Raw genomic sequence first — 15220 nt, forward strand, 5'->3', positions numbered from 1 at the left:
CGGGGCGTTGTTACGTCCCGGCATCGGCCAGTGCAGCAACTCCGGTCCTTTGCGTTTCGGGCAGCAGCGGTTCCAGCATCGCCAGATCCAACTCTCGGCTGCGCAGCTTGCGCCGCAGCCAGCGCGTCATCGTGGCGATGGCCGGAACATCTGCACGACCAGGGCCAGAGGCAGGGACTAAGGCTGCCAGCAGCGCATCATAGATTTCCTGCGATTGTTTCTTGCGGGCCGTCGTCACCGCCTGCAACCGCTCGCGTGAGGCCCGCATCCGTCGGTTGAAAACCGCAGCATTGCCGCTGTCGGGCCAGAAGCGCAGGCTGTTGGCCCGCACCCTTTCGCGCAATACCTGCACGAGCATGTCGGCGGCGGCGACCTCTTTCTCGACCCGGGTTCGGCAGGCGGGGATCGGCAAGTCGGTAAATTTGCGGCTGGTCCAAAGACGGAACTTCAGCGCGTTCATCTTGTGGTTCAGCCCACCGCTTTGGGACCGCAGCACTAGATCGATCGGGGCGGTTTCCATCGTCAGCTCGCCCGCCGCGATACCGTCCCGGATGATCCGATCCGCCAGCGGGTTGCGGGTGACCACGACGCTGGTCCCCATCCCGTCGCGGTTGTATTCGGGGATCCAAGCATCCCCCAGCGAGATGTCGGCCAGTTCGGTCAGCACATCAGTGCAGAAATCGCAGGCCTTGTTCTTGAACAAACCCGATCCCCACATGTCGCCCAGCCGCCGCATGCGGATCCGTCGCGTCCGCAGGGTCTGGTCGCTGGCCGAAAAGAAATAGTCGTTGGCCTCTCCTTCGGGGTTCTTCACGCGGTATTGCGCATCGGTATAGCTGCCCTGGATCCCGGCGCTTTGCGCCAGGAAGTCGGTATAGTGGCGGCTTTTCAGGCCACCGCAGATGATCCCGACCAGAAAGCGAATCCGTTCGCGCAGTTCGGGGTGGTAATGCTGCTTCAGGCGGATCGCCTTGACGAAGCAGGCGACGCCCGACACTGCGACGCGGCCCGGGGTCTTCTGGATGATGGGGAACAGCTCGTCCATCGTGACCGGGAAGTAGCGTGTTTTCGAGATCGACAGGATGGCCTTTTCGTCGCGAAAGACGGCATAACGATAGCCGCCGTCGGCATCACCCTGAACCACGTAAAGGTAATCGACCTCGTCTCGGCGCAACAATTGCTGAAACACATAGGTTGCGACCCCGCCCGAGGACGAGGAGGGCCGGAACGCGTTGCTATGCCCGATATAGCTGTTCTCGAAATGCCCTCCGCGCGGATGGATGTTGGGGGCACGGCCGTGAAAGATCCGGCCCAAGGCATCCTCATCCCTGACCTCGGCCTCGGGCGTCGGGTTGAAGGGACAGACACGGACCGCTTCGGCCGGGATCTGCTTTCCGGTAGGGCGAGGCGACCAGAACCCTTCCTTGTCCCAGGTCATGGCCAGACTGCCCTGCGATTCAGACACGCAGACCCCGCAGCCCGTGCACATCACCTTCAGGGGATTGGCGCTGGCGATGCGGGCCTGTGGACGCGCGGGCACCGGCATGCGGGTCGGGGGTGGCACGTCGGGCGGCACGGTTTCCCGCCGCGCTTTGGGCGGCTTCGGCGCAGGGGCGTCGGTCGGGACCAGTGCATCGCGCAGGAACCCGATCGAGCTTTCGCGCAGCCCGTCTAACCGTCGGTTGACCGACAGCCAGTCGATCGGCTTGAGAAGCGCAGCGCTATCTGCGGCGGCGGCATCGACGATCAGCCGGTCCTGCAAGCCAACTGCGCGCAGGATCGAGGTGAAGCGCGCCATGCCCCGGTTGGGATTGGCAAAAGCGATGAAGGGTTTGTTGAAGATGATCGAGAATGCTACCCCGTGGAAGGAATCCGTAACCACGAAATCGGCCTGATAAAACCCCATCAGCCACGCTTCGACCGACTTGTCGCCTCCGCCGGTGGCGGGCTTGACATCCATTGCCAGTCGTTTGGCGATATCCCCGACCAGCCGCGATTTTTCCGGGTTGGGATCAAGGATATAGCTGGTGATCCTGCGGCCCGCCGCAGGGTCCAGCCTGTCGGCGAACAGGCTGCGGTAGCGCTCGGGCGGCAGCAACAAGGTCGGGTCCAGGACATGGCGCGCCTCGACCCCCAGATTGTCCCGGCAAAGCGCCACCGCGCTGTCTTCGCGGACCGAGACGGCATCGAACAGGGCAAGGCGGCGCGCGGCATCGCGGGTTTGCGTCTCGTCATATTCCCAGCTGTCCGCCCCGAACGAGGCGGCATAGCTGATCCGCCGTATGTCTCGGCGTTCGGGGTCCAGATAGCCGTGAAAGAAGTCGGCCAGAATACCCCGCGCATATTTCGGTCGCCAGACTTGGTCGCTGCCCGCAATGACCGCGTCCAGCCCATAATCCCCCAGCCGGGCGCGAAGCTCGGCCGAGTTGCGGAAAGTCCGGGTGATTGGCAGGACGTGGCGTTCGATGAATGCGCTGTTCTGGCACTCCGTCTCGATCTCGATCCGGTTGGTGATCGCCGGGACTTCCGCGTCCTTGGGAGACTTGGCCGGACCCTGCGCGGCATAGCGGCGGTTGATCAGGACAGGGTCGCAATCCAGGTCGCGCAGCACCTGCATCAACGCAAGAGCCTGCAGGTTGCCGCCGTAATTCTTGCTGAGTGGCAGTGTCAGGATGCCGACCTTGCGTCGGTGCTTGGGTTCGGGGAGCGCCTCTGGCTGCACCTGCTTCGCCCCGCCCGTCGCGCGGAAGGCGTCGATCTGCCCGGTCAGCTTTCCCGCCCTGTCCACCAGTGCCGCGATGGCATCGTTCCGGTCCGCGCCGGTGGTCAGGACCAGCTTCCTGCTGTCGTCACCGGTCACCGAAAACGCCATCTGCGGATTGCCCCGCCGCACCAGCGCGACTGACAGCCCGCCTGCGTCGGGAAGGGTCAGGTCAAAGCCGAAGCCGATCCGGCGATAGGCGAAATCCACCACCAGGCAGCGTTTCTGAAAGACCCAGATCCGCTTCAGGTGCTGGCCCAGATCAGTGCTTGCCAGCGCCTCGATGACCGCAGCGGTCAGTTCTTCGGCCTTTTCAGGGCTTATCTTCGCATCGCTCATCTGCTGTCCTTGCTGGCTGGGGCCGCGACCTAGCGCGTCCCGGTCATTCTGTGCTGGGGTGCTTCGAGAGGGGCCGAGGCGCGGCCAAGCACCTCGCCAACGATCGCGATCACACGGTCGGTCGCATTCCGCCCGACCCGGATCCCGCGATGCCCGTCCGACATCGCGGGCACTCGCGCATCTGCATCGACCCCCTCGATATCGGCAAAGACCGTGTCATAGTTGCAGCGCGACACATGCGCGCATTTCAGGAAATCGCCCCAGCGGTGCAGTTGTGTCTGCCGGGTGCCGATCTCGATCACGGTCGCGCCGGGCCGGGCATAAATCATATTGGCCAGCCCCGCGCCATGCGGCGCGATCACGATGTCGGCGCCATTCATCGCAGCGACCTGCTCCAGCGGCGAAAGATGCTCGAACGCGACCTGTTCAAAGCCAAGCGCCGCCAGTTCCTCAAGCAGGGGCTTATGACCCTCGATCCCGCGGACGCGGGCGCCCTGCCCTTCGTCCCGGCCCATCCAGATCAGCCGTGGGGTGGAGGAGTGCCCTGCGCGTGGAAGCTGTGCCAGCGCGGCTTCTCGCAGCAGGCGCAGGCTGCTGTCATAGGTGAATTTCGCCGCCTGCTTGAAGCGGGAGGGGTCGCGCAGCACCGGGGGCCAGCGCGGATCGACCCCCGCCAGCACCGCATCGATCATGGGGTCGCGCACCGCGTAAAGCAGATGCTGGTGACTATAGACCGAACGGACCCGGTCATAATCCCCGGCCGCGCGCTCGAACGTGATGCGGTCGGCCAGGCTGGGAAAGATGGTGGCCACAAAGCGGCGGATAAAGCTTTTCACCTTGCCGCTGGGCAGGTGGATTCTGATCGGCGCGGTTGAGCCATCGTTCAGGAAATGCGCCAGCGAGCCCAGAGTCTCGGTCGAGAAATGATAATAGTTGAAGCCGTTCTTCAGTTCGATCGCGACGCCCAGTTTCGCGGCCTCGGCCGCGTCATGGGTGCCGATCCGCGCCGGGCCCTTGGCGCGGGTGCGGCGAATGGCGCGGTTCAACCGCTCCAGCCGCCAGCGTTCGTCATTGGCGGTAGCGAATTGCGTCCTGACGCGGCTGCCCGAGGCACCGTTCAACCAGAAGCGGTTGGCAAGCTGCACCATGCCCCGTTCGAAGCGCGCGTTTTCAAGGACCACCGGAGCCGACAGGATCTCAAGCACGTTTTCGGTCATCATCCGGCCTTGGCGGACCAGCATCGCGTGCTGTCGCGCGCAAAGCGCGGGATCGTCGCTGCCCGCGAACAGGCGCACGGCGGCGGCCTTGGCGGGCCGGATGATCCAGTCAGGGGGGTCGCCGACATAGGACAGGCCGGGATGCACTGCCGGCATGTGCAGAATGTCCATGGGGGGACGTCGGAAATCAAAGGTCATGAAACGTCCAGACTGACTAAACTACTGACGAGGTTCCGGGCGACGACCCTGGGGTCAACGCGGCACCCGGCCCTGCCTGCGCAGAATAATCAGAATGCGACTGATTCGCTCACGTTTATGTGATTATTGCTTTACAAAAAGGCTTCCCGCGAATTTTCGGGCAATCCACGGGGAAATGCGCGGCGACCGGAGCCACCGCGCGGTCGGAAAGCTGCGTCAGCCCCTGAGTTTCATCCCGTGTTCGCGCGCGCAGTGCCGGGCTATGTCGGCATGGGTCGCGATCCAGCAATCGCCTTTGTCCGCGATCCGCCGCAGCAATTCCTCAAGGATGAAGATGCGCGAGCGATAGCCGGTGACATGGGGATGCATGGTCAAAAGGAACAGCCCGCCTTCTGCATAGGCGCCCTCGAATTCACGCAGGAAGATGTCGAGGACGGCGGTCGGAGGCGTATAGGGCCGCTGGCCGCCGAAGCGGTTCATCATGAAATAGGGCGCGTCGTCGCGGATCCATTCCACCGGCAGTTCCACGATGCCGGTCGGGCGACCGCTGCTGACAATCTCATAGGGGTCGTCATCGGCGAAAAGCGAGCTGTCATAGACCAAGTCCAGCTCTTCGGCGATTGCCAGCGTCGCCGGGCTGTAATCCCAGGACGGCGTGCGCATCCCGACCGGGCGGGTTCCGGTGATCCGCTCAAGCGTGTCTGCCGCACGCAGCATCAGCTCGCGCTCGCGTTCGGGCGGAACCTGGGTGTTTACCTCGTGAATCCAGCCATGCAGCGCGACCTCATGCCCGTCGCCCACCAGCGATTTCTGTTCGTCCGGGTAAAGTTCGGCCGCGACGCCAGGCACGAAGAAGCTGGCTTTCGCGCCGAAGCGGTCCAGCACCTCGCGGATGCGGGGGATCCCGCGACGGTTGCCATATTGCCCCCAGGACAGGCGCCCGATGGACTTGCCGCCGTCACGCAGCTCGTTCGTCTCGTGGTCGCTGTCAAAGCTCAACGCGACCGCGCAGCGTGCCCCACCCGGCCAGCTCGCCGGTTTCAGCGAGCGTCCGGCGCGGACGAAATCCACCAGGCCACGCCAGGTCGGTTCGTCCCAGCTATGGGGCGGGGTTTCGGGCGCAATGCTCATCGGGTTCTCCATCGGCAGAAAGGGAAGCCGGACCGGAAATTCCGGTCCGGGCTGGCAGATGCGCGTGGTGCCCTGCGCGTCCCCGTTTGCGGGGGCGCAGGGTTCGGGCGATCATTTCGCGGGGTGAACGTCCATGGCGACGGTGTCTTCGTCCGCGCGCGGTTCATAGCTGACCTTGTCGGCCTTCATTCCCCAGGCCGAGACATTGATCGCCAGCGGCAGGTCTGGGCGGTCGGTCGCGACCAGCAGGTTCGCCTCTTCCAGCAGGGACTTGCGCTTGGCCTCGTCCATCTCGGCCGCGGCGGCCTCGATCAGCTGGTCCATCTTGGGATTGGCATAGCCGCGCACGTTGAAAGCGCCGAGCCCCTTGTCGGGGTCGTTGCTGTGCATCAGCGAGGACAGGGTATAGTTCGCCTCGCCCGTCAGCGTGGCCCACGACGCCATATAAAGCGAATATTCGCCGCGCGTCTTGGCCGGGTTGAAGACGGTGGCGGGCACGCCCTGCACGTCCACGGTCACGTCGATCGCGGCCAGCATCTGCGCGATGGTCGGGCCAAGCTCGGTCGGCATCCGGTCGTTGGCATAGGCCAGCGTGACCTTGAACCCTTCGGGATAGCCGGCATCGGCCATCAGCTGGCGAGCCTTGTCGACATCGAATGTGGGCGCGGGGATCTGGTCGTTATAGCCGAAAATATTCGGCGTCACGAGCTGGGTAGCGACCTCTCCCATGCCTTCCAGCGCGAATTCGACGATCGTCTCGCGGTCCAGCGCCAGATCGAAGGCCTCACGGACGCGCGCGTCGGCAAAGGGGTTCTTTTCAAGCTTCTTGCCCGCATTGTCCCAGACCTGCGGCGAGTTCTCGCGGAAGTCGAATTCCAGATAGGGGATGAAGACCGAAGGGGCCTTCTCGACCTTCAGGGCGCTGTCCTGTTCGACGCTGGCAAGATCGGTCGCCGGGATCTTCGAGATCAAGTCGACCTGACCTGCCTTCAGCTGCGCGACGCGGGCGGCATCGTTCGGGATCTCCTTGCGGGTGACGTGGTCCCAAGGCTGTGCCCCACCCCAGTAGCCGTCGAACTTCTCAAGCACCAGATCCTGCGTCGGCGCCCAGCTGACGAACTTGTAGGGGCCGGTTCCGATGGTGGCCTTGCCCGAGTTGAACCCCTCGGCCGAGGTCTCCTTGGTCGAGTAATCGGCGGCCGCGGTGTGGGACACGATGAACAGACGGATCAGGTCGTTGGGCAGCGTCGGCGCCGGACCCTTGGTCTTGATGCGGATGGTATGGGGGTCGACGATCTCGACCCCGGCCACACGACGGACATAGATCGTGGTCGGGTTCGGCCCGGTCACGTTCGGGATGCGCTCGATCGAGAATTTCACGTCCTCGGCGGTGAAATCGGATCCGTCATGGAATTTCACGCCTTCGCGCAGCTTGAATTCCCAGGTCGTGTCGTCGATCGGCTTCCATTCGGTCGCCAGCGACGGTTCGATCTGCAGGTTGTTGCCCGATTTCAGCAGGGTGTCGAAGACCTGCTTGGTCGCCTCGGCATTGGCCGAGGTGGCGGTGAAATGCGGGTCCATCGAGGCCGGGCCGGATTTGGTGGCGATCACCAGATCGGCGGCCATCGCCGAATAGGGCAAGGCAAACGCGCTCATCAGCAGCGCGGCGCGAAGCATGGGCTTCAGGTTCATCGGTTCCCTCTTGGGTTGTGGTTGTATCGCCGGCTTTGCACCGGTCTGTTCTGGCATCGGGCTGTCATGGCTCATCCTCGGCCGGTTCGTTGCCAAGCGACTGGGGCCAGTCCCCCGAAGCCGCGACCAGCTTGGTCAGAATTTCGGACAGGCAGAGCCTTTCGGCGGGGCTGAGCCGTTCCAGCATCAGCCGTTCATGCCCCAGCATCTCGGCCTTGACCGCCTCGACCCCTGCCCTGCCCTCGTCGGTCAGGTGCAGGGTGACGCGGCGCTGATCCTCGGCATCGCCTTCGCGGTCGATCATGCCAAGGCGGTAGACCTTGTTTGCGGCGCGGCTCAGCGTGTTCTTGGGAAAACCCGAGGAGCGCACCAGATCGGTCAACGTCGAGGGTCCGCCCAGATACAGCGACCACAGCACCACGAAATCCGGCCTGAGCAGCCCCAGCCGTCCCTGGATGAAGCCATAGACGGGGCTGTTGAAGTGAAGCGCAAGATAATTCAGCCGGTACGAGAACCAGCACGGATTTTCCCAAAGACGGGTACGAAGCGGGCTGTCCTCGGCAATGCCTTCGGCCGTGATGGGCATGTCCCGGCCCGCCCTTCCTTCAAAAAGCGACTGCCTTATCTCGTCATCCATGAGAATGCCCTGATTGCGTCACAAGTTCCGTTTGGGACGTTATTGGCAACAAATACCTTGCGTCAATGATATTATTTGTTCCTTATGGAACCAAAAATACGGCGATTCACCGACCCTGGCCACCTTGCCCGGTGCCGTCCGGGGCGGCCCGCCAAAGCAGGAACGGGACCGGAAGAATGCGAATTCAGGACATGAACTGGGGCCAGGTCGAAGCGCGCGTGACCCAAGACGACCGTTGCGTGCTGCCCATCGGCTCGGTCGAGCAGCACGCTTATCTAAGCCTTGCGACCGACATGATCCTGGCCGAGCGCATCTCGGTTGAGGCGGCCGAGCCCACGGGCGTGCCCGTCTTTCCCTGCCTGCCCTATGGCATGGCCTCCAGCTTTGCGGCCTATCCGGGGACGATTTCGCTGAAGCTGCGCACCTATCTGGCGGTGATCGAGGACATGCTGGACAGCCTCCACCGGGGCGGGTTCCGCCGCATCCTGATCGTGAACGGGCATGGCGGCAATTCGCCCGTCAACCCGCTGATCAGCGAATGGCTGAACGCCCATCCCGACGCCTCGGTGAAACTGCACGACTGGTGGCGCGCGCCACGGACCTGGGCGAAAGTGATGGAAACCGACCCCGCCGCATCCCATGCAAGCTGGATGGAGAATTTCCCCTGGACCCGGCTGGACGGCGCGCCGGTTCCGAGTTTCAGCAAGGACCGCATCGACTTCGCGGCCGTCGCCCGCGTGGATGCGCAGCGCAAGCGCGAACGCATCGCCGAGGGCAACTATCACGGCGTCTTCCAGCGCCCGGACGCGGACATGCTTGCGATCTGGCAGGTCGGCGTCGAGGAAACCCGGCACGAGATCGAACACGGCTGGCACTGACGGCGGGGGCAGGCATGGCATCCTTCATCTTCCGACGGTTCGCGCAGGCGCTGATCGTCCTTCTGGTCATGTCGGTGCTGGTCTTCGCGGGCGTCTATGTGATCGGAAACCCGGTCGACGTGCTGATCTCACCCGACGCGACGCAGGCGATCCGGCAGCAGGTGATCCAGCAGTATGGTTTCGACCTGCCGATCTGGCAGCAATACCTGCATTTCCTGCAACGCCTGCTGACCGGAGATCTGGGCAGCTCCTTCGTCTTCAACATGCCGGTGGGCACGCTGATCGCGCAAAAGCTGCCCGCGACGCTGGAACTGACACTGATCGCGGTGCTTTTCGCCTCGGCCGTGGGTATCCCGCTGGGGGTCTATGCCGGGTATCGTCCCGACAGCCTCGTCTCGCGCGTGATCATGGCGGTGTCGGTACTGGGATTCTCGGTCCCGACCTTCTGGATCGGGCTGATGCTGATCATGGTCTTTGCAGTGCAGTTCGGCATCCTGCCCGCAGGCGGTCGCGGCGAGACAAGGGATCTGTTCGGCGTCCCCTTCTCTTTCCTGACGCTCGACGGCTGGTCGCATCTGATCCTGCCGGCGCTGAACCTGTCGCTTTTCAAGCTGTCGATGATGTGCCGTCTTGCGGCTTCGGGCACGCGCGAGGTGATGCTGACCGACACGATCAAATTCGCCCGCGCCGCGGGCATCCCGGAGCGTGTGATCCTGCGTCGCCATGTGCTGAAGCTGATCTCGATCCCGCTGGTCACGGTCTTCGGGCTTGAGCTGGGCTCGACGCTGGCCTTTGCCCTTGTGACCGAGACGATCTTCAGCTGGCCCGGCCTTGGCAAGCTGATCGTGGATTCGATCACCTCGCTCGACCGGCCGGTGATGGTGGCTTACCTCATGCTGGTCTCGGCGCTCTTCGTGGTCATCAACCTTTGCGTGGACCTCGCCTATGCGGCACTTGATCCCCGCCTGCGTCACGGAGGACGCTGAGATGTCGGTCGCATCATCCGCGGGATCGGTCTCTCCCCTCGCGCAGTTCTGGCGCGACTTTCGCCGGAGCAAGGTCGCCGTGGTGGCGCTGGTCGTGGTGGCGTTGATCGTCTTCGTCGCGATCTTTGCGCCGCTGATCGTGCCGCAGGACCCCTATGACCTGAAATCGCTGGTGCTGCGCGATGCGCGCCGCCCGCCCGGCTATGTCGGGCGCGACGGGATGCTGCACCTGCTTGGCACGGACAGTCAGGGCCGAGACCTTCTGTCCGCCATCGTCTATGGGTTGCGGATCAGCCTGCAAATGGGCCTGATGGCCGGTGCGATCGCCTTCGCCATCGGTGCGGTGGTCGGCTGCTCTGCCGCCTATGTCGGGGGCCGGATCGAGGCGCTGGTGATGCGCATCGTCGACATCCAGCTGTCCTTTCCCGCGATCCTGCTGGCCTTTGTCGTGGCTGCGATCCTTGGGCAGGGCAAGGAACAGCTGATCCTAGCGCTGGTCTTTGCCCAATACGCCTATTTCGTGCGCACCGCCCATGGTGCCGCCGCGGCCGAGCGGCAGAAGGATTATGTTCAGGCCGCGCTGTCCGTGCCGATGGGCGGCTGGTTCGTCATCACCCGCCATATCCTGCCCAATGCCCTGCCGCCCCTGATCGTGGTCGCGACGGTGCAGGTCGCCTCGGCCATCTCGCTTGAGGCGACGCTCTCCTTCCTCGGCGTCGGATTGCCAGCCACCGAACCCTCGCTGGGGATGCTGATCGCGAACGGCTTCCAATACCTGATGTCGGGTCGCTACTGGATCGCGATCTATCCTGGAGTGGCACTGATCATCCTGATCATGGGGATCAACCTTGTCGGCGACCAGATCCGTGACCAGCTGAACCCGAGGCTGCGCAAATGACAGACCTGCTTGAGGTGCGTGACCTGCGCACATGGTTCCACACCAACCGGGGTATCGTGAAATCGGTCGACGGCATCTCGTTTTCGCTGAAGCGGGGCGAGGTCATGGGGCTGGTCGGCGAATCCGGCTCGGGCAAATCGATCACCGGGTTTTCGCTGATCGGCCTGATCGACAGGCCCGGCAGAATCGAGCAAGGCAGTTCGATCCGCTTTGGCGGGCGCGAACTGGTCGGACTGGACGAACGCGAACTGCGCGGCATCCGGGGCAAGGACATCTCGATGGTGTTCCAGGACCCGATGATGACGCTGAACCCCGTGGTCCGGATCATCGACCAGATCGGCATGGCGATCCGCGCGCATGAGGCGGCCTCGGATGCCGAGGTCCGCCGCCGCGCCGTCGAGGCCTTGGCGCGCGTCCGCATTGTCGATCCCGAACAAAAGGTCGACCAATACCCGCATGAATTCTCGGGCGGCATGCGCCAGCGGGTCGCCATTGCCATCGCGCTGCTGCACCGGCCCCGGTTGGTGATCGCGGATGAGCCGACGACCGCGCTCGACGTCTCGGTGCAGGCCGAAATCCTGAAGGTGGTCAAGGCGCTGGTGGCCGAAATGGGCACCTCGCTGATCTGGATCAGCCACGATCTTGCGACAGTGTCATCGATCGCGGACCGGATCACGGTCATGCGGCGCGGACAGATCGTCGAGGCAGGACCGGTCCGCACAGTGCTGGACGCGCCCGCCCATCCCTATACGCAGGCGCTGCTTGATGCCCTGCCGTCACGCTCGAAGCCGGGGGAGATGCTGGCCTCTGGCGCGACCGAGGCGGCGGGCCAGCTTGATCCGTCGATGCTGCGCGTCGCTGCCATCGGCGCGCCTGCCGATCCGGGCTTCGTCACTGCGCGGGGCGTCGACAAGCTGTTCCAGCGCCCGCCGGGCAATCTGCGGCGGCTGGCGATGCGGCTGGGTCTGGCGGGCGCGCCCCCGCAGGTTCACGCGGTCAAGTCGGCTTCGCTGACGATCGCGCGGGGCGAGATCCTTGGCCTCGTCGGAGAATCCGGCTCTGGCAAGTCGACGCTGGGACGGATCCTGTGCGGCATCACCCCGCCCACCGCTGGTACCGTCCTGGTCGGCGGCGAACCTGTGATGAAGGGAGAGCGCAAGCATGGCACAAGGGTCCAGATGATCTTTCAGGATCCCTTCGCGTCGCTTGATCCGCGGCGGACGATCTTTCAATCCGTGGCCGAGGGGCCGGTTGCCCATGGCCTTTGCACCCGTGCCGAGGCGCGCCCCTATGTTGAGCGCTGGCTGCGCGCCGTGGCCTTCGACCCGGCGCTGGCAAACCGCTATCCGCACCAGTTCTCGGGCGGGCAGCGCCAGCGGATCGCGATCGCCCGCGCGCTGGCCATGCAGCCCGAGATGCTGGTCTGCGACGAACCGGTCGCCTCGCTGGACGTGTCGATCCAGGCGCAGGTCATCAACCTGCTGATGGAGCTGCGTCAGCACCTGAACCTGACGCTGCTGTTCATCAGCCACGACCTGTCGGTGGTCCATCACCTGTGCGACCGGGTCGTGGTGATGCGGCATGGCGAATTCGTCGAGACCGGCACCGCCGCCCGCATCTTCCATGCGCCGGAACAACCCTATACGCGGATGCTGCTGGAGGCGATTCCACGGCTGGAATCCTGAAGGCGGACAGGTCGGACAAGGAAAGGGACTGCATGGCACGGGCGCGCGAATTCGGACTTGAAGCGGGGATCATGTCCCCCGGCGCAGGAAACGCGATCACCGACGTGCCGGGCGTCCGAGTAGGCCACACCACCCTGCGCCGCGGCACGGTCAATACCGGCGTCACCGCGATCGTGCCGCAGCCGGGCAACCTGTTCCTGGACAAGCTGACAGCGGCGGTAGAGGTCATCAACGGCTTTGGCAAAAGCGCCGGGCTGGTGCAGGTGGCGGAACTCGGCACGCTGGAAACTCCGATCCTGCTGACCAACACCTTCGGCGTCGGTACCTGCGTCAATGCGCTGGTCCGCCGCGCCATCGACGAGACGCCCGCCATCGGGCGCGAGACCTCGACCGTGAACGCCGTGGCCTGCGAATGCAATGACGGCCCGCTGTCCGACATCCAGGCCCTTGCCGTGACCGAGGCGGACGCGCTGGCGGCGCTGGATGCGGCAGGGGTCGACGTGGCCGAAGGCTCGGTCGGGGCCGGGACCGGCATGTCCTGCTTTGGCTTCAAGGGCGGGATCGGCACCGCCTCGCGCCGCATCGCCATTGCCGGGCGGGATTGCCATCTTGGCGCGCTGGTGCTGGCGAATTTCGGGCGGGCGGGCGATCTGGTGCTGCCCGACGGACGCCGGCCCGATCCCCGCACTGCTCCGCAGCCGGAAAAGGGTTCGATCATCGTTATCCTGGCGACGGACGCACCGGTCGATCAACGCCAATTGCAACGGATCTGCCGCCGCGCGGGCGCGGGCATCGCCCGGCTTGGCGCGTTCTGGGGGCATGGCAGCGGCGACATCGTGCTGGGCTTCACCACCGCAAACCGTGTGCCGCATTTCCCTCAAGGCGACACGACCCCGCTTGCGCGCCTGTCCGACAGCCGCATCGACGACCTGTTCCGCGCCGCCTGCGAAAGCACCGAGGAAGCGATCCTGAACGCGCTTTGCACCGCGACCGAGGTCACAGGCCCCGGCGGGCTGACGCGTCCGCTGCTTTCGGACTGGCTGCGCGGGCACTGAACGCCTGCGCCGGGCTGGACCACAAGGCCCGCCCGGCGCGCTTTTGCGTTCAGTGCTGGCCGGCCGCGACCAGCGGGACCTCGTTTCCGGCGGCATCGAACAGCTTGCCATCCAGGAAGTAGTCCCCGTCCTCAAGCTGGGCGATATCGGCATAGCGCAGCGTGCGCTCGGACGCCGCACCAAAGACCGACGGCTCGGTCGGCGTGCCGGCCCGCAGGTGGTTGAACAGCACGTTCAGCACGATCGCCATCAGCGCGGACGAGCTGATGCCCGAATGGAATATGGTCTGCACCCAAGCCGGGAACTGATCGTAGAAGCCCGGCAGGACGATCGGGATCGTTCCGAAGCCGATCGCGGTCGCAACGATGATCAGGTTCATGTTCCCGGCATAATCGACCCGCGCGAGGGTGCGGATGCCGCTGGCAGTGACGGTGCCGAACAGCACGATCCCCGCACCACCAAGAACCGGGCTGGGAATGGCCGCGACCACGCGCCCCATGACCGGCAGCAGTCCCAGCGCGACCAGGATCAGCCCGCCCGTGGCCACGACATAGCGGCTTTTGACCCCGGTGACGGCGACCAGTCCCACGTTCTGGGCAAAGGCGCTTTGGGTGAAGGATCCGACAACCGGGGCCAGCATGCTGGACAGCATGTCGGCGCGCAGTCCGTCGCCCAGCCGGTGCGAATCCACCTTGGTCTCGACGATTTCACCGACGGCGAAGATGTCGGCCGATGTTTCAACCATCGTCACCAGGATGACGATGAACATCGACAGCGTCGCCGCGATTCCGAAGGTCGGCAGGCCGAAGTGGAAGATGCCCGGCAGCGCAAAGGTCGGACCGCTTCCGACCTGCGAAAAGTCGGTCATCCCTGTCGCATAGGCAATGACCGTGCCGAAGACCAGCGCCAGCAGGATCGACAGACGCGAGATCGCGGCATTCCCGACCTTGCTGAGCAGCAGCACGATGGCCAGCGTCATCCCGGCCAGCAGGATATTGGCGGGGCTGCCGAAATCGGGCGCGCTGCGGTTGCCGCCCATCGCCCAGGAGCCAGCGACCGGCATCAGGGTCAGGCCGATGGTGGTGATCACGATCCCCGCCACCAGCGGCGGGAAAAAGCGCGTGATGCGCGAAAAGACCGGTGCGATCAGCAGGCCCAGGAACGATGCCGCCATGACCGAGCCCAGGATCGCCTGAATGCCGCCATTGCCCGCAATCGCGATCATTGTCGCGACACCGGCAAAGGACACGCCTTGCACCAGCGGCAACTGGCAGCCGAAGAAGGGCAAGCCCAGCGTTTGCAGCAATGTCGCCACGCCCCCCGCGAAAAGCGATGCGGTGATCAGCAGCCCGATATCGCCCGGGCTCAGCCCCGCGGCCTGGCCAACGATCAGCGGGACGGCGACGATGCCGCCATACATGGTCAGGATATGTTGCAGCCCGTAGGCCAGATTGGCAGCAAGGCCGAGCTTCTCGTCCTCGGGGCGCGTCGCGACCTCTGCTCCAGTATTCTCCAATGTTTCCAAAGTCATCTCGCCCCTTTCAGCAATTTTGCCATCCCCCCGGCAGAGGGGGCGGACCATAATGGCAAAGGTCGGGTACGACTTTTCGATTAGGCTTTAAGCTATCTTAACCGATGGGATAAAATACGGGGGCTAGGCCTTCCAACGGAACAGCCTTCTCGCATCTGGTAAGTCTCAGGGGCGTGGCCGGGCGCTGCAAGTATCTGAAATAAGGCACAATC

11 protein-coding genes are annotated in these 15220 nt (G+C 64.5%); 5 read left to right on the forward strand and 6 right to left on the reverse strand.

The window, feature by feature from the left end; translation table 11 throughout:
• Positions 1-10: 10 nt before the first annotated feature.
• From ACO2Q4_RS15465 to ACO2Q4_RS15485, 5 genes are all read right to left on the reverse strand, one after another.
• Positions 11-3100, reverse strand: a complete 3090-nt coding sequence (locus ACO2Q4_RS15465; protein ID WP_423320382.1) for a polysaccharide pyruvyl transferase family protein — start codon at positions 3098-3100, stop codon at positions 11-13.
• Between the two features lie 29 nt (positions 3101-3129).
• A complete protein-coding gene (locus ACO2Q4_RS15470; RefSeq protein ID WP_423320384.1) occupies positions 3130-4515 on the reverse strand; it encodes a glycosyltransferase family 61 protein in 1386 nt (461 codons plus the stop codon).
• Positions 4516-4731: 216 nt separating this feature from the next.
• Complete coding sequence (locus tag ACO2Q4_RS15475; RefSeq protein WP_395133934.1) at positions 4732-5646, reverse strand: polysaccharide deacetylase family protein; 915 nt, start codon at positions 5644-5646, stop codon at positions 4732-4734.
• 111 nt (positions 5647-5757) lie between these two features.
• Positions 5758-7338 (reverse strand): ABC transporter substrate-binding protein, encoded by a 1581-nt coding sequence (locus ACO2Q4_RS15480; protein WP_423320386.1) that lies wholly within the window; start codon positions 7336-7338, stop codon positions 5758-5760.
• Between the two features lie 64 nt (positions 7339-7402).
• Positions 7403-7924 (reverse strand): MarR family winged helix-turn-helix transcriptional regulator, encoded by a 522-nt coding sequence (locus ACO2Q4_RS15485; RefSeq protein WP_311759590.1) that lies wholly within the window; start codon positions 7922-7924, stop codon positions 7403-7405.
• A gap of 227 nt (positions 7925-8151) precedes the next feature.
• Here ACO2Q4_RS15485 and ACO2Q4_RS15490 point away from each other — a divergent pair, with 227 nt between their 5' ends.
• The 5 genes from ACO2Q4_RS15490 to ACO2Q4_RS15510 are packed head-to-tail and all read left to right on the forward strand — an operon-like array spanning position 8152 to position 13477.
• A complete protein-coding gene (locus ACO2Q4_RS15490; RefSeq protein WP_311759591.1) occupies positions 8152-8853 on the forward strand; it encodes a creatininase family protein in 702 nt (233 codons plus the stop codon).
• Between the two features lie 14 nt (positions 8854-8867).
• Positions 8868-9839, forward strand: a complete 972-nt coding sequence (locus ACO2Q4_RS15495; RefSeq protein ID WP_311759592.1) for an ABC transporter permease — start codon at positions 8868-8870, stop codon at positions 9837-9839.
• 1 nt (position 9840) lies between these two features.
• A complete protein-coding gene (locus tag ACO2Q4_RS15500) occupies positions 9841-10737 on the forward strand; it encodes an ABC transporter permease (protein WP_423320389.1) in 897 nt (298 codons plus the stop codon).
• On the forward strand, positions 10734-12422 hold the full coding sequence (locus ACO2Q4_RS15505; RefSeq protein ID WP_423320391.1) for a dipeptide ABC transporter ATP-binding protein: 1689 nt from the start codon (positions 10734-10736) through the stop codon (positions 12420-12422). Before ACO2Q4_RS15500 ends, ACO2Q4_RS15505 begins: the two co-directional genes overlap by 4 nt.
• Before the next feature lie 32 nt (positions 12423-12454).
• Complete coding sequence (locus ACO2Q4_RS15510; RefSeq protein WP_423320393.1) at positions 12455-13477, forward strand: P1 family peptidase; 1023 nt, start codon at positions 12455-12457, stop codon at positions 13475-13477.
• A gap of 49 nt (positions 13478-13526) precedes the next feature.
• Here ACO2Q4_RS15510 and ACO2Q4_RS15515 read toward each other — a convergent pair whose 3' ends face one another.
• Positions 13527-15008, reverse strand: coding sequence for a nucleobase:cation symporter-2 family protein (locus ACO2Q4_RS15515; RefSeq protein ID WP_423320395.1), 1482 nt, complete (start codon positions 15006-15008; stop codon positions 13527-13529).
• Positions 15009-15220 lie beyond the last annotated feature (212 nt).

Origin of the sequence: Paracoccus sp. KR1-242 (assembly GCF_049446195.1) — a bacterium.
GTDB classification, from domain to species: domain Bacteria; phylum Pseudomonadota; class Alphaproteobacteria; order Rhodobacterales; family Rhodobacteraceae; genus Paracoccus; species Paracoccus broussonetiae.